The 17,856-nt window shown below is 49.4% G+C and carries 20 protein-coding genes; 19 read left to right on the top strand and 1 reads right to left on the bottom strand.

All coding sequences use genetic code 11. The annotated features are described in order from the left end of the window. Nucleotides 1-50: 50 nt before the first annotated feature. The 9 genes from LHL18_RS11210 (at nt 51) to LHL18_RS11170 (ending at nt 9,592) form a co-directional block, all read left to right on the top strand. A complete protein-coding gene (locus tag LHL18_RS11210; RefSeq protein WP_226767150.1) occupies nt 51-281 on the top strand; it encodes a hypothetical protein in 231 nt (76 codons plus the stop codon). 114 nt (nt 282-395) lie between these two features. Then, nucleotides 396-779 (top strand): hypothetical protein, encoded by a 384-nt coding sequence (locus LHL18_RS11205; protein WP_226767149.1) that lies wholly within the window; start codon nt 396-398, stop codon nt 777-779. Nucleotides 780-841: 62 nt separating this feature from the next. Continuing rightward, a complete protein-coding gene (locus LHL18_RS11200; RefSeq protein ID WP_226767148.1) occupies nt 842-1,216 on the top strand; it encodes a hypothetical protein in 375 nt (124 codons plus the stop codon). Nucleotides 1,217-1,317: 101 nt separating this feature from the next. Further along, complete coding sequence (locus LHL18_RS11195; protein ID WP_226767147.1) at nt 1,318-2,040, top strand: alpha/beta fold hydrolase; 723 nt, start codon at nt 1,318-1,320, stop codon at nt 2,038-2,040. A 179-nt stretch (nt 2,041-2,219) separates the two neighbouring features. Beyond that, on the top strand, nt 2,220-3,857 hold the full coding sequence (locus LHL18_RS11190) for a CTP synthase (protein WP_134056614.1): 1,638 nt from the start codon (nt 2,220-2,222) through the stop codon (nt 3,855-3,857). Between the two features lie 55 nt (nt 3,858-3,912). Next, entirely contained in the window at nt 3,913-5,205 is a 1,293-nt protein-coding gene (gene eno / locus LHL18_RS11185) for a phosphopyruvate hydratase (protein WP_226767146.1), read from the top strand. 129 nt (nt 5,206-5,334) lie between these two features. After that, nucleotides 5,335-7,011 (top strand): phosphate ABC transporter substrate-binding/OmpA family protein, encoded by a 1,677-nt coding sequence (locus tag LHL18_RS11180; protein ID WP_226767145.1) that lies wholly within the window; start codon nt 5,335-5,337, stop codon nt 7,009-7,011. Nucleotides 7,012-7,034: 23 nt separating this feature from the next. Then, nucleotides 7,035-7,682, top strand: coding sequence for a hypothetical protein (locus LHL18_RS11175; RefSeq protein ID WP_226767144.1), 648 nt, complete (start codon nt 7,035-7,037; stop codon nt 7,680-7,682). A 113-nt stretch (nt 7,683-7,795) separates the two neighbouring features. Continuing rightward, nucleotides 7,796-9,592 carry a GGDEF domain-containing protein gene (locus tag LHL18_RS11170; RefSeq protein ID WP_226767143.1) on the top strand — a complete coding sequence of 599 codons (1,797 nt, stop codon included), beginning with the start codon at nt 7,796-7,798 and terminating at the stop codon, nt 9,590-9,592. Here the strand turns inward: LHL18_RS11170 and LHL18_RS11165 are convergent. Continuing rightward, on the bottom strand, nt 9,569-10,087 hold the full coding sequence (locus LHL18_RS11165) for a DUF1569 domain-containing protein (RefSeq protein WP_226767142.1): 519 nt from the start codon (nt 10,085-10,087) through the stop codon (nt 9,569-9,571). The genes LHL18_RS11170 and LHL18_RS11165 overlap by 24 nt on opposite strands. Before the next feature lie 165 nt (nt 10,088-10,252). On the opposite strand from LHL18_RS11165, the gene LHL18_RS11160 reads away from it, so the two are divergent. The 10 genes from LHL18_RS11160 to rpoS all read left to right on the top strand — a co-directional run bounded on the left by LHL18_RS11160 (nt 10,253) and on the right by rpoS (nt 17,850). Continuing rightward, nucleotides 10,253-10,906, top strand: a complete 654-nt coding sequence (locus LHL18_RS11160) for a hypothetical protein (protein WP_226767141.1) — start codon at nt 10,253-10,255, stop codon at nt 10,904-10,906. 73 nt (nt 10,907-10,979) lie between these two features. Then, nucleotides 10,980-11,294 (top strand): cell division protein FtsB, encoded by a 315-nt coding sequence (gene ftsB, locus LHL18_RS11155; protein WP_226767140.1) that lies wholly within the window; start codon nt 10,980-10,982, stop codon nt 11,292-11,294. Beyond that, nucleotides 11,287-11,982, top strand: coding sequence for a 2-C-methyl-D-erythritol 4-phosphate cytidylyltransferase (gene ispD / locus LHL18_RS11150; RefSeq protein WP_226767139.1), 696 nt, complete (start codon nt 11,287-11,289; stop codon nt 11,980-11,982). The genes ftsB and ispD overlap by 8 nt, the downstream gene beginning before the upstream one ends. Further along, complete coding sequence (ispF, locus tag LHL18_RS11145; RefSeq protein ID WP_264190160.1) at nt 11,979-12,458, top strand: 2-C-methyl-D-erythritol 2,4-cyclodiphosphate synthase; 480 nt, start codon at nt 11,979-11,981, stop codon at nt 12,456-12,458. The genes ispD and ispF overlap by 4 nt, the downstream gene beginning before the upstream one ends. Beyond that, nucleotides 12,455-13,495 (top strand): tRNA pseudouridine(13) synthase TruD, encoded by a 1,041-nt coding sequence (gene truD / locus LHL18_RS11140; protein WP_226767138.1) that lies wholly within the window; start codon nt 12,455-12,457, stop codon nt 13,493-13,495. The genes ispF and truD overlap by 4 nt, the downstream gene beginning before the upstream one ends. 3 nt (nt 13,496-13,498) lie before the next feature. Next, entirely contained in the window at nt 13,499-14,251 is a 753-nt protein-coding gene (gene surE / locus LHL18_RS11135; protein WP_134056594.1) for a 5'/3'-nucleotidase SurE, read from the top strand. A gap of 1 nt (nt 14,252) precedes the next feature. Next, the gene (locus LHL18_RS11130) at nt 14,253-14,891 is read left to right on the top strand and encodes a protein-L-isoaspartate(D-aspartate) O-methyltransferase (RefSeq protein ID WP_134056592.1); all 639 of its coding nucleotides are present in this window, start codon (nt 14,253-14,255) and stop codon (nt 14,889-14,891) included. A 69-nt stretch (nt 14,892-14,960) separates the two neighbouring features. Beyond that, nucleotides 14,961-15,863, top strand: a complete 903-nt coding sequence (locus LHL18_RS11125; protein ID WP_226767137.1) for a DUF368 domain-containing protein — start codon at nt 14,961-14,963, stop codon at nt 15,861-15,863. 76 nt (nt 15,864-15,939) lie between these two features. Continuing rightward, nucleotides 15,940-16,776: a peptidoglycan DD-metalloendopeptidase family protein gene (locus tag LHL18_RS11120; RefSeq protein WP_226767136.1), complete on the top strand. Its 837-nt coding sequence runs from the start codon at nt 15,940-15,942 to the stop codon at nt 16,774-16,776. A gap of 84 nt (nt 16,777-16,860) precedes the next feature. After that, a complete protein-coding gene (rpoS, locus tag LHL18_RS11115) occupies nt 16,861-17,850 on the top strand; it encodes an RNA polymerase sigma factor RpoS (protein ID WP_226767135.1) in 990 nt (329 codons plus the stop codon). The last annotated feature ends 6 nt before the right edge of the window (nt 17,851-17,856 follow it).

Raw genomic sequence — 17,856 nt, 5'->3', positions numbered from 1 at the left:
GCGTGCTCCGGCCTGTGCTGGCGGCGTTATATAACAAGAGGCAGATTCACGTGAGTAAAGCCCTGATCATCGTTGGCTGTTTAGTTCTTTTATATGCGGTTGCAGGCTTCGCGGTAGACTTCTTGCCAGTTGATGCGTTTCAATCGTCATCTAATGATTCTTACTTAAAAATTGCGCCTACTAATGAAAGCTCTTTTGATTGGGCCCAATTTCGGTTACCAGCTTTAGTTGTTGGGGCAATATTGGTTGTCATTGGCAAGTTTGTGGGTGGTAAAAATTAGCATGTTATATAACAAGCGCAGTCATAAGCGGCCACTGCGTGGCCTGGACCTCAACCGCTGCGCGGGTTTCGGCCTGTGCTGCGAGCGTTATGCATTACAGGAGAGAAAGACAAAATGACTTTGTTGCCGGGAATATTTGTTGTAGTGCTTTTAATATGTGTGGTTTGGTGTGTTACACGTGTCATAAGATCTCCCTTAATCAAGCTGAACGACGAAGACGGTCTCAAACCTATATTTGAAGAAATATGTGGCGGTAGATTTAATATGATCAACTACACGTGGCCGCTAGTTCGGCATAGTGTCTATGAATCAATCGTCGTAATAAAATTCTTTGGTGGTAGCTACGTAATGCCAAGAAATTCTCTATTCGTTGAAAATGCAAATGGCATATTTTCCTCGGGCATTCGTTACAAATCGCCAAAATACAGATTTAGAGAAATTAGAATATGGACTTCTGAAGGTGAAAAAGTTATCTCAGAATTAGGGAAAAATGCATAACAAAACAGTCTTGCGGATGATTCGCACCGCAAATCTTGGCGTTATATAACACGGAGAGTTTAATGAAAATTAGACCTTTAGCGTTCTTGAGCATTTCGATTGCTTTTTCCGCTTTCGCCTCTGAGAGTAGCTCGATCGGATATAAAACAGTGGAGCTCGCACTAAATGCGCTCAAAAGTAAAGAGGGCACAAATCTAAGCATCCAGGGCGGCTGGACAATAATTGAGGATAAAGAGGATTCAAACTTGGTTTTGTGGTCATTCACTCCTGATTCGCATCCAGCTCACCCAGCCGCAATAAAGCGCAAAGTTGTTGAGAAAAACCAAAAGATATACATTCAAATGTCTGCCCTCTGCCAAGCTAAAAAAGTAGACTGTGACAAACTGATGCAAGAATTTGAGCAATTAAATCAAAACATCATGAAAGGCTCGAGATAAGTGTTACATAACAAGCGCCTTAAACATCGCGACCTTCGGCCGCAGGACTCGCAACAAGTTGCTCGCCGTTTAGGCGAGCTTTATGTGGTAGGATAGATTGGGTGAAGCTCATCTTACTACCGGGAATGGATGGAACAGGGCTTTTATTTAAGCCACTTCTTCAGTTTCTTGATGGCGTGGAGGCTGAGGTAATTTCTTTACCGAGTGAAGGGCCTCAAGATTACGATTCTATATCAAGTGCAATAGCTAAGCGTATTAATCAACAAGATTACGTGTTATTGGCTGAATCATTCTCAGGAGGGATTGCTAAAGCCCTGCTTCAGGACAAAACACACAATATCCGGCATGTAATCTTCGTGGCCTCCTTTCTGTCCAGACCTTCACGATTTCGGGCCACGCTTGCATCTTTTCTTCCATTGCGGCTATTAGCATCAATACCACTTGTTTCAAGCTTCTTTATTCGGTTTCTGTTGTTAGGGCGGGATGCAAGCGCCGAGACTGTTGAGCTATTCCGTGAAGCGCTCTACCAGGTAGACCCGAAGATACTTCGTGCTAGACTGCGCTATATGGCTTCTATAAAGAACTCTGGTAATAGCTTCAACAGCAAAGCTACATATATACGACCAACCAAGGATATTCTCGTAAGTAACAGGGAAGCGGAATTTAGGAAAATGTTTCCTAATTTAGAAGTAATAGAATTGGAAGGGCCGCACTTTATTCTGCAGAGTCAACCCGAAGCATGTGCTAAGCACATCAAAGAAGTTGTTGGTGATCTAACAACTACAGACTGTGGGCGCGGTGCCGCCAGTTTGCACTGCATTTAATGGTTAAATTGCACTTGGTTGCAGCTTTGCGTTGAGTGCATCGGCTGGCTTTGCTATACTTTCCTCCCGTCCTGATACCAATTCTTGAACAACCGTTGTACCCCAGTGTTTAGGCACCGGGCGCTTAGTGTTTTTCAGTTTTGGTATTCATTTATTGATTAACATGGTCCAGGGGTCTCATGACTACAAGATATATCTTTGTGACGGGTGGTGTGGTTTCTTCCTTAGGTAAAGGCATTGCAGCTGCGTCTTTAGCCGCTATTTTAGAAGCGCGTGGTCTGAAAGTTACCATCCTTAAGCTTGACCCCTACATTAACGTTGACCCGGGCACGATGAGCCCGATACAGCACGGTGAAGTGTTCGTTACTGAAGATGGTGCTGAAACCGACCTGGATTTAGGCCACTATGAGCGCTTTATCCGCACTAAAATGAGCAAGCTGAATAACTTCACTCAGGGCCGCATCTACGCCGATGTTCTGCGCCGTGAGCGCCGTGGTGACTATTTAGGCGCTACTATTCAGGTTATTCCGCATATTACTAACGAGATAAAAAGCCGTGTGGTGGCCGGAGCTGAAGGCTATGACATTGCCATCGTCGAAATCGGCGGTACTGTCGGCGATATCGAATCACTGCCGTTTTTAGAAGCTATCCGCCAGTTAGGCACCGAAGTTGGCCGTGAGCGCACGTTATTTATGCACCTGACGCTGGTGCCATATTTAGGCACTGCGGGTGAGATTAAAACCAAGCCTACCCAGCATTCGGTAAAAGAGCTGCGCTCTATCGGTATTCAGCCGGATATTTTAGTGTGCCGTTCAGACCGGGCGATTCCGGCCAACGAGCGGGCGAAAATTGCACTGTTTACCAACGTAGAAGAAAAAGCCGTTATTTCACTGAAAGACGTATCAAGCATTTATCAAATTCCGGCGCTGTTAAAATCACAGGGGCTGGACGATTTAGTCTGTCGCCGTTTCTATATCGAAGCACCGGAAGCGGATTTAACCGAGTGGGAACAGGTACTGTATCAGGAGTCGAACCCAACCGGTGAGATTACTATTGGTATGGTCGGTAAATACGTTGAACTGCCTGATGCCTATAAATCGGTGAACGAAGCACTGGGCCATGCGGGCCTGAAAAACCGTGTCACGGTAAATATCAAATATATCGACTCGCAGGATGTTGAAAGCAAAGGTGTCGGCATTCTGGCTGGTGTAGATGGCCTGTTGGTGCCGGGCGGCTTTGGTGAGCGCGGTGTCGAAGGTAAAATTCTGGCGGCGCAGTATGCCCGCGAAAACAATGTGCCTTACCTGGGTATTTGCCTCGGCATGCAGGTGGCGCTGATTGAATATGCGCGTAACGTAGCTGGCCTTACCGGCGCGCACTCAACTGAATTTAATAAAGAAACCCCTTACCCGGTAGTTGGTTTAATTACCGAGTGGCTGGACTCTGATGGCTCAGTGGAAAAACGCACTGATAAATCAGACCTTGGCGGCACTATGCGCCTGGGCAGCCAAAACTGTAACCTTATTGCAAATACTAAAGCCCACGACATTTATGGCAAAGCGGTGATTCAGGAGCGGCATCGTCACCGCTACGAAGTGAATAACCACTTACGGCCTAAATTAGAAGAGGCTGGACTGGTAGTGTCAGGCTTATCGGCCGATAACCAACTGGTTGAGATGATTGAAATCCCGTCTCATCCGTTTTTTGTCGCCGGGCAATTCCACCCGGAATTTAACTCGACACCGCGTGACGGTCACCCGCTGTTTCAGGGCTTTGTTGCCGCAGCGTTTAAAGCGCAAAAGCAGCAACGCGTATAACTTGTGCTAAGCCGTGTCATTACACGGCTTTTTCGTTTTAACAGGGAACTTAAACATGTCTGAAATTGTAAAAATTATTGCCCGCGAGATCATGGATTCACGCGGTAACCCAACAGTTGAAGCCGATGTGTATTTAGCCAGCGGCGCCATGGGCCGTGGTTGTGCGCCATCAGGTGCCTCTACCGGTTCACGTGAAGCCTTAGAGCTGCGTGATGGTGACAAAAGCCGTTACCTCGGCAAAGGCGTAACCAAAGCCGTTGCCAATATTGATGGCCCAATTCAGGCAGCACTGAAAGGCAAAAGCGCTTACAAGCAGGCTGAAATCGACCAGATCATGATCGACTTAGACGGCACTGACATGAAAACCAAACTGGGTGCCAACGCGATTCTTGCCGTGTCATTAGCGGTAGCACGCGCAGCAGCAGCCGATAAGAAAATCCCGCTGTATCAGCATATTGCTGAACTGAATGGCACAGCTGGTGTGTACAGCATGCCGGTTCCGATGATGAATATCATTAACGGCGGTGAGCACGCCGATAACAACGTGGATATCCAGGAATTCATGGTGCAGCCGGTAGGCGCTAAAAGCTTTGCCGAAGCGCTGCGTATGGGCGCTGAGATTTTCCACAGCCTGAAAAAAGAGCTGCAAAAGCGTGGCCTGAACACCGCTGTAGGTGATGAAGGCGGTTTCGCACCAGATCTGAAATCAAACGAAGAAGCGCTGTCAGTGATCGTGGAAGCAGTTAAAGCTGCCGGTTACGAAATGAATAAAGACGTAACGCTGGCACTGGATTGTGCCGCGTCTGAGTTCTACAAAGACGGTAAGTACGTGTTAAGCGGCGAAGGCAAGAGCTTTGATTCATACGGCTTTAACGACTATCTGGCCGGTTTAACTCAGCGTTATCCAATTGTTTCAATTGAAGACGGCCTGGACGAAAGCGACTGGGATGGCTGGAAAGACTTAACCAATAAAATTGGTAATAAAGTACAGCTGGTGGGCGATGACTTATTCGTTACCAACACCAAAATTTTAACCCGTGGTATTGAGCAGGGGATCGGTAACTCTATCCTGATTAAGTTCAACCAGATCGGTTCATTAACCGAAACGCTGGCTGCGATTAAAATGGCAAAAGATGCTGGCTTCACTGCTGTTATCTCGCACCGTAGCGGTGAGACGGAAGATGCCTTTATCGCAGATTTAGCGGTAGGTACTGCAGCCGGTCAGATCAAAACCGGTTCACTGTGCCGTTCAGACCGCGTATCTAAGTACAACCAGTTACTGCGTATCGAGCAGGAGCTTGGCAGCAAGGCACCGTACAAGGGCCGCAGCGAAATTAAAGGCCAGTAATTACTGCTTGCGTAAATACTGATTGAATAATCAAAGCCACCTTCGGGTGGCTTTATTGTTTCTGTCATGGCGTTGAAATATTAGGTTTTTACACTTGTCGGCACCTGAGAAATCTGACAGATGTAAGCCGTGACTGAAAAAATGCAGGATGCTGCCACCCTATACCCTTTGCTGCAACAGCTTGAACAGTTGTGCAAAGCCGAGTTTGATATTGCTGTCTCTGCGCAGAAAATGCGTGATGACGCTGCTTATCGCCAACTGGTGCTACAGGAACTATCACAAATCCGCCAGCCGCAACTGGAAGCGATGCTGGCTGCTGTGCAGCAAAAGCTGCAGCAACAAGCCAACACCGAAGCCAAAGCAGTTACTGCTCAACGCCGGCCAACACTGCTGTGGGCTGTCGCTGCAGTATTGGTGGCTCTGGTATCGGGCGGTGCTTACTGGTGGTTTAATCAGTCACCTGCTGCAGTTGTTGCTGGACCACCAGCGCAGCCGACAGCCAAAATGTCGACTACTGTCACTGTTAATACGGTGCCGGTGGCCAAACCTGCTGCTGCACAGCTGTTATTTCGTCTGCATGGCTCTAACACCGTTGGCGAAAAGCTGGCACCGGCTTTATTACAGGCCTTTTTGCAACAGCAGCAGGCGGAAGGTTTTGCCTGGCAGCAGGCGCAGTCACCGGTTGAACGCATACTGAACTTTAACAAAGCTGGCACACCCCAGATGGTAGAGTTGCATGCGCACGGCTCCAGCACGGCCTTTAAAGATTTGGCCAGCGGTAAAGCCGATATTGGTATGGCGTCGCGGCGGATAAGTGCGGATGAAGTCGAAAAGCTAAAGCCACAGCTGGGTGATTTAAGCAAAATAGGTAACGAGCATATCGTCGCACTGGATGGCCTGGCCGTGATCGTCAACCAGAACAATGCGCTTAAAGCCATTTCGACGGAAATGCTGGCAAAAATTTTCTCCGGTGACGTTAGCCGCTGGTCTCAGCTTGGCGGCGCAGACCAGCCCATCACGCTGTATGCCCGGGATGATAAATCCGGTACTTTTGATACCTTTAAAAGCCTGGTACTGGACAAGTTTGGTAAGCAGCTAAGCAGCAACGCCAGCCGGTTTGAGTCAAGCTCTGAATTGTCGGCAAAGGTATCGCAGGATGAATATGCCATCGGCTTTATCGGCTTAAACTACATCTCGTTTAATAAGGCGCTGGCCATTTCAGAAGGTGCAGACAGCACCCCCATCTACCCAACCCGCTTTACCATCAGTACCGAAGACTATGCATTGTCGCGCCGGTTATACCTGTATACGCCTACCGCCGCGTCACAGGTAGCAAAAGACTTTGCTCAGTTTGCGATATCGGATGAAGGCCAGCATCTGGTCGAACAGACCGGCCTGATTTCACAGAATATCCGCGTCGAGCAGGTGTACCCGATAAGCAATGCGCCGCAAAGCTACAACAGCTATGCCAGCCAGGGGCAACGCTTATCATTGAATTTCCGTTTTAGCTATGGCGACAACGAGCTGGATAACAAAGGTAAGCGTGACTTACAGCGTCTGGTCAGGTTTATGGAGCAGAATTCCGGCCGTCGCTTAGTGTTGATGGGCTTTTCTGATGCGGTTGGCGCTGTGGCTAAAAATGCTGAACTGGCGTTAAAGCGGGCGAAAGCGGTTGAGCGTGAGCTTACAGCCCGTGGTATTCCGGTGATGGCGGTAGAGAGTTACGGTGAGATGCTACCTGTCGCCAATAACGACACCGAAAGCGGCCGTGAGCGCAACCGCAGGGTAGAAGTTTGGGTAATTTAGCAAAGCTTGGCTAAGGAAAGTGTATGTTCCGTATTCTGACCGATTTGACAAACTTACAGCAGGTCTTCGCCAGTTACAGTGCGGCTGAGGCATTAAAGGTTCAGCACAATATCAAGGCGGTGATTAAACAGCTTGGCATCCCGGATAAAGAATTGCTGCGGCAAATGCGCGCCGAGGGCCTGGACCTGGCCGAATTTGCGCCAGCGCCTGCTGTATCTGAGTTGCCTGAGTGTTCAGATACGGTGCTACGCAGCCATATGCGGTCGCTGTTTTTATCTGCGCAAAAGTTGTCTGCCGCGATACAGGCGTTAAACCTGGCGCAGCAAACCAGCGTGCGGGAGCAGCTTGAGTTTGCCTGCACAGCGCTGCGCTTGCCGTCAGAGCAACTGCTACAGCGGATGGCCGAGCAGGGACTGACGCTGGAAAAGCTCGGGCTGGTTGAACCGGCAACAGATCCGCTGGCCGCGGTACGCCAGCGGCTGGCTGGCGCTTTAACCGCCGACACTCAAACGACGGCAGCAGATGCGTCACAACAGGATAGCCTGCATCAGATCAGACAGCGGCTGCACGGGTTAACAGCCGATAATGCCCAGCCAGAGAAGCAAATACCTGCCGGTGAAAATATTGTCAGCCTGCAGCAGGCTGTTGCCAGAATCGCGAACCGACGCTAAGTGCGTGCTGTAATAAATCAGTCACAGTAACCTCTTATGATGCTCAGCTGTCAGGAAGACACTTAACGCCAATGAAGGTGCGGGCATAAACTTGTATTACTCAGGCTGATGTTTTGGGATTAAGTGATTTTCATCGCAATGAATTACTGCGGATTTTGCAGCATAAGCTGCTCACGCCGTTGTTTCAGCCTCTGGTTACATTAACAAACGGCCAGATCTGGGGATATGAAGCGCTGATCCGCGGCCCGTCAGATAGCGCCTTGCACTCACCAATATTACTGTTCAAAACGGCACTGGCGTTTGATTTGTTGGAACCGTTGGAGATGCTATGCCGTGAGCTTAGTATCAATGCCTTTGCTGAGGCGGCGGTAGAGGGTTTTCTGTTTCTGAATGTGAACCCTAAATTGCTGCTGACTTCTGATCATCCATCAGGCTTAACCAAACGCTTTATCCAGCAGGCCGGTTTGCAGCCTGATCGCATCGTTATTGAGCTGTCTGAGCAGTTTCAGGTAGAAGACACTGAGCTGTTTATCAGCGCGGTAAAACATTACCGTGAGTTTGGTTTTAAGGTGGCGATTGATGATTTGGGCAGTGGCTTTTCAGGCCTGAAGCTGTGGTCTGAATTGCAGCCAGATATTGTAAAAATTGACCGCTATTTTATTGACCAGTTACACCGCGACCCGATTAAAAAAGCCTTCGTTAAAAACATTATTGAAATTGCTAAAAATACCGGCTCCAGCATAGTGGCCGAAGGGATTGAAACCAGCGAAGAGCTGATTACCTGTAAAGAACTGGGCGCAGAACTGGGGCAGGGGTATTTGCTTGGCCGGCCGGAAGCCGAATGCCGTGATGTGTCGGCCAAAGCGGCACAGCTGCTACGGATTGAAAAAAGTTTGCCCTTTAATGAGTCGCTTGAACCGGTGATCAGTAAAGTTGCTGCTGTTAATGAGCAAACCCCCGCCAAGCAGGTGGCGTTGATGTTTGCCAATGATAAAAATTTACCCTGTGTTGCGGTGGTCGATGCCTGGCAACAGCCGGTAGGTATTGTTAGTAAAAGTATGATCAACGAGCGTTTTTCGCATCAGTTTGGCCGTGCTTTATATGAAAAAAAGGCGATTAAGCACTGTATGGAACAGGCGCCGGTAGTGGTAGAGCGTAAACTGTCGATGGACAATGTCAGCGCTATTTTAAGTGCTGAAGCCAATGAAGATGCCAGTTTGTATTTTATTGTCACCGACAACGCTAAGTACTATGGCCTGGGCTCGGTTCGTAAGGTGTTACGCCAGATCAGCGAGCATAAAATTCAGCTGGCGCGCTACGCTAATCCTCTGACATTATTGCCCGGCAATGTGCCGATTAATACACAGATTGATAAATTACTGCAGCAGGAACAAAGCTTTACCATCGCCTATATCGACATAGATAATTTTAAGCCCTACAACGATCAGTACGGTTACAGTAAAGGTGATCTGGTTATTGAGCTTCTGGCGCAGATTATTCAAAGCGAATCTGACACCGTAGCTGATTTTATCGGTCATATCGGTGGTGATGATTTTATTGTGCTGTTTGGCAGCGACCACGCTGAAGCCACCTCAGCACGGATTTTGAAGCGCTTTGAGCAGCGGGTAAAACACTATTACCTGCCCGAACATGTGCAACAGGGCGGGTTCAGCGCGATGGACCGGCTGGGTGTGGCATCATTTTATCCGTTAATTACGTTATCGATTGGGCTGGCAACACCAGATCCACTGCTGTGTCGCAGCCATCATGATGTGGCAGCGCTGGCGTCTGCCGCAAAACAGCAAGCGAAGAAGCAAACCGGTTCCAGCATTTTCGTTAATAAAAGACGCGCCCCCGATAACTGCCAAAACGGCCTGAATACTGTATTACCCGAGACTGATTTCGCTTAAATGATTTTGAATATGCAGGTAATGGGCGTTGTAATACTGGGCTTTGGTTAAATTGCCATAGGCAAAATGCGGTGCCAGTTCACCTTGCCAGGCAATAAACTGAGATATCTCAGCAATAAGTTCAGCCATTGCAACATCGTTGGGCACCGCTTTTATCAGTGCCGGTGCACCGGGAATGGCTTCGTCCAGCCGGTGTGTCATACTGCCGCAGGCTGTAAACACATTTAACGCCACTGCGCCTGCGGTATATTGGAATAGCGCTGACTTTGCTTGCGGGTAACCCAGGCGCGAGTAGCGAATGCTCTGCGCCAGGTGCTGCAAAATCATACTGACACTCCAATCACCACTGCTAAATAGCTTATCTGGCGGTAAACGTTTTAGCTGTGTCAGCAGTTCATCCAGCGGATAATGCCGTGCCATGGCAACCGTTTTTACACCTGCAAAAACAACAACCGGCGTAATCAGCGCGGCCTGCAAAAATTTACGTCTGTTCATTGTATTAGTCTGCGAAGCTAACCCAGGGCTCAGCTGCTAATGTAACAGCATCAGGTGCTGTTAGGCGATAGTTTGCTTAGCGCAAATCCAGCTTGCAGCAATAAACTTAAACACAGTCAGGGGTTTTCGCTTTGCAAAGCGCAAGCAATTGGCTAACATCTGGCCATGACTGAGACCGGCGCTAATCAACCGCATTTCTGGCAGGTATCCAGAGAAAACCAGACTTATACCGAGCTGTGTAATGCTTTGTATGAGCGTGAACTGCTGCGTTTATCTCAGCTAAGTAGCGAGCAGTTATTACGCTTACCTAACCGCTTGGCCAGCCTGCCATTTTATATCCGCCGCGCCGCGACCAATATACTGCAGCAACACTCAACGCTGGAGCTTGACAGCCAGAATGCCTCCTGGTTTTGCCGTCAGGCGGGCACTTGCCCGGCGCGCAAGCAGCAAGCTGATCCGATAGACAGTTTTTATCAGCGCTACGCTAAGCCCGGGTTGATTGTGCCTGTGTACATTACCGAGCTGACTCATGAGCACATCCTGTTGGACAGTGTTGATGAAGTAGACATGGCTGGATTACGCCTGCATTGCAATGAACACGGCTGGTTCAGTTTCTCCGGCACACCGCTCGAGCAGCAAAACAGCGATAAATTCCTGCTTAAGCCGGTTAAAAGTATTATGGCTGCCGCCTGCTGTGGCCATCAGTGGTTAAATGGCGATAAAAAGCCGCCGCGGTTGCTCAGCTTACGCGAACTGTTGCTGGCCAGTAGGCTAAACTGGCAGAATTTCGCCAAGCCGTTGCCAGCGTTATTACCCTGATGCACAGTTTCCCGCTTTGCATTCATTCGCTAAGGCTTCATAATAGCCGCAGCCGGATAAACGAAGTAATGTTATGCGAATACTCACCTTACTGCTGATAGTGCTGCTGGGCCTGCTGCAATACCGATTGTGGTTTGGGCAGCACAGTATTGCTGACTATTTTCGTCAGCAGGAAGAGCTGAAAAGCCAGCAGGCCAGTAATCTGGAACTTGAAAAGCGTAACCGGGTGTTACGTGCCGACGTTAAAGATTTACAGCAAGGCCTGGACGCTATTGAAGAACGCGCCCGCAATGAGCTGGGCCTGATCCGCGAAGATGAAGTGTTTTTCCGTATGTTCAGTCAAAGCGGCAACGCTAAAGATAGCCCTGCCGGAGTGAGCAATGACTGATACTTCTGTGCCAGCTATTGCTGCAGTAGTGCCTGCCGCTGGCATTGGCAAACGGATGCAAAGTGCGGTACCAAAGCAATACCTGAAGCTGCACGGTAAAACCGTGCTTGAACACAGCGTGGCAAAATTACGCGCTGTCAGTGCTGTTAATCAAATCTGGCTGGCACTTGCTGCTGATGATCCTTATTTTGATGCTACTGAACTGACACACAGTGATATTAACCGCGTCAAAGGTGGTGCCGAGCGTATGCATTCGGTGTTAAATGCATTGCAGTTTATTGATGAGCATCAGTTTCCCTGGGTGTTGGTGCATGATGCCGCCAGACCACTGGTGCGCAAAGCGGATATCGAGCTGTTGATAACGCGATGTCTGCAGCAGGGCGAGGGCGGTATTCTGGCCAGCCCGGTGCGGGATACGATGAAGCGTGGGGCATGTTATGTGGCTGAAACCGTCAGCCGTGAACACCTGTGGCATGCACTGACGCCGCAGTTTTTCCCCACCGCCATGTTAAAAGCGGCGTTGCATGATGCAATACAGGCTGGCGTGAATGTCACCGATGAGGCGTCGGCGATGGAGTGGGCCGGTCACAGGGTAATGCTGGTAGAGGGCCACAGCGACAATATTAAAATTACGCAGCCGGCTGATCTGGCGCTGGCGGCGTTTTATCTGGAGCAGGTAACTGAATGAAATTGCGTATAGGGCACGGTTTTGATGTGCATGCCTTTGGTGGCCCAGGGCCAGTAACGCTTGGTGGCGTTAAAATTGATTATGCCCAGGGGTTACTGGCGCATTCTGATGGTGATGTGGTGCTGCATGCGTTGTCTGATGCGCTGCTAGGTGCTGTTGCACTTGGCGATATCGGGCATCACTTTCCGGATACCGATGACGCGTTTAAAGGCATCGACAGCCGTATTCTATTGCGTAAAGTGTTTGCCGATGTATCTGCAGCGGGCTACAAAGTCGGTAATGTCGACATTACTGTTATGGCGCAGGCACCGAAAATGGCACCGCATATCGATGTAATGCGCCGCTGTATAGCGGATGATCTCGATGCAGATATATCACAGATTAATGTTAAAGCCACCACCACTGAAAAGTTAGGTTTTGTCGGTCGTAAAGAGGGGATAGCAGCAGAGGCGGTGGTGCTGCTGGTAGGTGTATGAGCAGCAAGACCCTAGCGTATTTGTATAGCGAACCGACAGCAGCAGCTTTATTGCGCCAACAGCCTGACGACTTTATTGTTGATGAAGAGTTAAACTTTACTCCCAGCGGCGCCGGTGAACACGTGCTGCTGCATATCGAAAAAACCGGCCAGAATACTCAGTTTGTGGCAAAGCAACTGGCAGAAATTACCGGTTTGCGTGCCCGGGATATCAGTTATGCCGGTTTGAAAGACCGCCATGCCGTTACACGGCAATGGTTTTGCTTTAAATGGCCAATAAAACAATCGCTTGACTGGCAAAGCTGGCAACTGACCGGTTGCACCATTCTCAGTATGCAGCGGCATTACCGTAAACTGCGGCTTGGCGCATTAAGGGCAAACCGCTTTACGATACGGCTACGCCAGGTATCTGATTGCAACGAGGTGTTGCAACGTGCCGACAAGCTGAAACAAGGCGTGCCAAATTATTATGGTGAACAGCGTTTTGGTATTAACGGCGGCAATTTAACCCTGGCACAGCAGCTGTTTGCCGGTGGTAGTATCAGTGATCGCAAATTGAGGGGCCTGGCATTATCCGCCGCGCGCTCATTTTTATTCAATCAGCAGATTTCGGCGCGTATTGCTGCGGGCCTGTTTAACACGGTAATTGATGGTGATGTGCTGCAGCTCAATGGCTCAGGTTCGGTATTTCGCACCACTCAGGCAGACCAACAACTACAACAACGCCTTGATACTCAGGATGTGCATATTACCGCCGTGCTGGCAGGATTAGGGGAGCCGATGGTAAGTTCAGCGGCGGCTGAGTTTGAACAACATGCGCTGTTACCTTACCATGCTTTAGTCAGCGGGCTTGAAGATTACCGCTTAAAAGCCGAGCGACGGGCCATACGTTTGCTGCCGCAGCAGCTGACAATGCAACAGCAGGGCGAAGACATGGTATTGAGCTTTGCGTTACCGGCGGGATGTTTTGCCACCAGTGTACTGCGCGAGCTAGTTAATTATCGTGACTGCGGCCGTCAGACGGCAGACATGGAGTGAAAGATGCGGATTTTACTAAGTAATGATGACGGCGTGCATGCTAAAGGCATGCAGGTGCTGCAACAGGCATTATGCCAAATCGCGGATGTCACCACTGTGGGGCCAGACAGGAACTGTAGTGGCGCCAGCAATTCGTTAACACTGATAAACCCGCTACGGGTGCAGCAGATGGAAAATGGCTTTTTGTCCGTAAACGGCACACCTACCGATTGTGTGCATTTGGCTATCAGCCAGTTGCTGGATTTTACGCCGGATTTAGTCGTCGCCGGTATTAACCATGGCGCTAATCTGGGTGATGATGTGCTTTACTCCGGTACTGTCGCCGCAGCGACCGAAGGCCGCCATCTGGGGCTGCCGGCCATTGCTGTGTCATTAGCCGGACGTGAAGAAGAACATTTCGCCACCGCGGCCTACGTTACAGTGCAGGTAATTAAAAAGCTTAAATCGCACCCGTTACCTGCAGATCAGATCCTGAATATCAATGTGCCTTCAGTATCAATCGAACAGCTAAAAGGTATTCAGGTTACCCGGCTCGGGCGCCGGCATAAAGCCGAAACCATGACCAGTGCCACAGATCCCTGGGGTCGTAAAATATATTGGTATGGCTCGTTAGGGCCGGAGCTGGACGCCGGTGAGGGCACAGATTTTCACGCAGTGGCAAATGGTTATGCGTCCATTACACCGCTGCAGATAGATATGTCAGCTTATAAAAGCATGGACAGATTACAACAATGGCTAGAGGGGATACGTTTGTAGTATGGCCGTCGCAACTTCACGCAGCGCCGCGGTACTGGCGCAAAAACTTCAAAGCGAAGGCATCTCGCAGCAGCAGGTACTTAATGCTATCGCCAATACGCCGAGGCATATTTTTGTCGAAGCGGTGCTAGCACATAAAGCCTATGAAAACACCGCTTTACCGATTGGTCAGGGCCAGACGATTTCGCAGCCTTATATTGTTGCCCGTATGACCGAACTGCTGCTTGAAGATAAAGCACCTGGAAAAATACTCGAAATTGGTACCGGCTCGGGTTATCAGACAGCCATCCTGGCGCGGTTATTTTCTCATGTCTGTAGTGTGGAGCGTATTAAAGCGCTGCAGTTTCAGGCTAAAAGGCGCCTGCAGCAGCTTGATTTACACAACGTGTCGATGAAACATGGCGATGGTTGGCAAGGCTGGCCCAGTAAGGCACCCTTTGACAGCATTATTGTGACTGCTGCGCCTACCGAAGTGCCGGTAGCCCTGTTACAACAATTAAATGAAGGTGGTCGTTTAGTGATACCTGTGGGGTTACATGAGCAGGTGCTGCGAGTTTACCAGCGTACCGGCGATGATTTTATCAGCCGCGATATTGAAGCTGTACGCTTTGTTCCCTTGGTTCCGGGCGAGCTAGCCTAGCTTCATCTGGCGTTAACATACTGATATTAAACTGCAAAGCTTAACGCAGTGGCGACGTAAGGAAAGACAATGCAGTATCTGCAATGGATAATCAAAGGCCTGGCAATGGGCGCCGCAGATGTGGTTCCCGGTGTATCCGGCGGCACGCTGGCTTTTATTCTGGGTATTTACGAGCGCTTGCTGGCGGCGATCAGTCACTGTGATTTACAGGCTGTCAGGTTGTTACTGCGCGGCCGGATTACGGCGTTATGGCAACATATAGACGGTACTTTTCTGGTCTGCCTGTTTGGCGGCATCTTGTTAAGCATTTTTTCATTGGCCGGCCTTATCACCTATATGTTGCAGCATCGGCCAATTCCGCTTTGGGCACTGTTTTGCGCGCTTATTGTCACTGCTTTACCGCATTTATGCCGCAGTATCCGCTGGAGTAGCTGGCGGGCGGTATTATGTATGATAGGCATTGCACTGGCAGTTGCGGTCGGTTCGCTAACACCAAGAGAATTACAGCCGCAAAGCTGGATGTTTTTTGTTGCCGGTGCAGTGGCCATCTGCGCCATGATCCTACCGGGCATTTCCGGCAGCTTTATTTTGCTGATGTCAGGCATGTATGCGCCGGTTTTACTGGCAGTGACAGAGCTTCAGCTGGGTGTCTTGTTATTATTTATGCTTGGTTGCATTATAGGCTTACTGAGCTTTAGCCGGTTGTTGAACTGGTTATTAAAGCATTATCACGATGCCAGCCTGGCACTGCTAATTGGCATAGTGATAGGTGCGCTTTACCGCATCTGGCCGTGGCAGCATGAGCAGCGGCTGTACTCTCCCTGGGACTATGCCTCTGCTGTCGGTCAGGCGGATATATTGCTTGCTTTAGGCAGTGCGCTGGCAGGAGTAGTACTGATGCTATGTTTACTTAATCTGGAAAAGTGGTTAAAACCGCCAGTGGTAAACTCAGGGCCAAAATCAGTTCAATAAGGAGTCGGGTATCCGTTGTTCTGACAACAGTTATCTAGTACAAACACAATACTGGCGCCATGGCTGCTATGCACTGTTGTTGCTGTTATCAGCATTGCTGGCGGGCTGTTCTTCGCGTTCAGCACCAGCTCCGGTGTCGACACTGGAGCTGCGGGAAAACTTTTATCAGCAGCGTAACCGCGGCACACTGACCGCCAGCAGCTATAAAGTGCAACGCGGTGATACCTTATATTCCATTGCATTTCGGGCCGGTAAAGATGTTCGTCAGCTTGCCGCATTAAATGGTATTGCCAGCCCCTACACCATCTACCCCAATCAGACGCTCAGACTAAGCGGTAAGCCAGCTTCAGCACACACTAAGCCAGTAAAGAAACCCGCTACCACCACAGTGGCTAAAAATACAAATAAGAATAATTCAAGCCAAACAAAATCAAATAGTTCGGTAAAACCAGTGAAAGCAGTTGCACCGAAAAATCAAAAGGGTTATGTTCAGGTAACGCAGGATAAAAATAATAAAACCGCGAATATTACCCTGAATGGGAACCTTGTGCAATGGCAGTGGCCGGTGAAAGGGAAAATTATTTCTGGTTTTTCGCACCAGCAACAGGGCAACAAGGGCATTGATATCAGCGGGCGTGAGGGTGACAGAGTTAATGCCGCCGCCAGTGGGCAGGTGGTATATGCAGGTAACGCGTTAAGAGGATACGGTAATCTGATTATTATTAAGCATAATGATGATTACTTAAGTGCTTATGCTCATAACCGCAAACTGCTGGTTACCGAAAAGCAAATGGTTACCGCAGGGCAGCGTATTGCAGAGCTGGGTAGCACAGATGCTACTGATGCCCGTCTGCATTTTGAGATCCGTTTCCGTGGCAGCTCCGTTGATCCACTAAAATATTTACCACAATAATAAGATCGAAACACAAGTTTTATCAGGAATGGAAGTGATAGCGCTTGGTCAGCCCCAGCACCCTATAGACGTGGGAGAAAGGATATGGGACAAAAAAGTGAAGATGATGTATTAGAATTTAAAGAAGATGAGTTGGTCGAAGAGGGCTTACTTGACGACGAAGCAGAGCCGGATGCCGCCGCTCTCGCTGCTGAAGAAAGCAGTAATGATGAAATTTTTGCCCGCGATGACAGTCAGAAAGCGATGGATGCCACGCAGATTTATCTGGGAGAAATTGGCTTTTCACCGTTGTTGTCTGCCGAAGAAGAAGTGTATTTTTCCCGCCTGGCATTAAAAGGCGATCAGGCAGCCCGTAAACGCATGATCGAAAGTAATCTGCGTTTGGTAGTAAAAATAGCCCGCCGTTATATCAACCGCGGATTAGCACTGCTTGACCTGATTGAAGAAGGCAACCTGGGCCTTATCCGGGCGGTAGAAAAGTTTGATCCGGAGCGCGGTTTCCGTTTTTCTACCTATGCCACCTGGTGGATCCGCCAAACCATTGAACGGGCGATCATGAATCAGACCCGCACTATCCGTTTACCTATCCATGTCGTGAAAGAGCTTAATATCTATTTACGCGCGGCACGTGAATTATCGCAGAAGCTCGACCACGAACCGACGCCGGAAGAGATCGCTTCAGCGCTGGATCGCCCGGTAGATGAAGTTCGTAAGATGCTCAAGCTAAACGAGAAAATTACTTCTGTTGATACGCCGGTTGCCGGCGCTTCAGAAAAGCAGTTGCTTGATGTGATAGCGGATGAAAAAGAGCTGGGGCCAGAGACCGAGCTACAGGATGAGGACATCCGTCAGCATCTGGTGGTGTGGCTTAACGAGCTGAACCCGAAGCAGCGTGAGGTACTGGCAAGGCGTTTTGGTTTGCTGGGTTATGAGCCTTCGACGCTGGAAGATGTTGGCCATGAAATCGGCTTAACCCGTGAACGGGTGCGACAAATTCAGGTTGAGGCGCTACGGCGTTTACGTGAAATCGTCACGCATCAGGGCCTGAATATCGAAACCTTATTTCAGGAATAGAACTCT

The organism is Rheinheimera aquimaris (genome assembly GCF_020531985.1).
Classification (GTDB): Bacteria; Pseudomonadota; Gammaproteobacteria; order Enterobacterales; family Alteromonadaceae; genus Alishewanella; species Alishewanella aquimaris.
The sequence above is the reverse complement of the archived record's forward strand: the minus strand, read 5'-3'. Positions and strand labels throughout refer to the sequence as shown.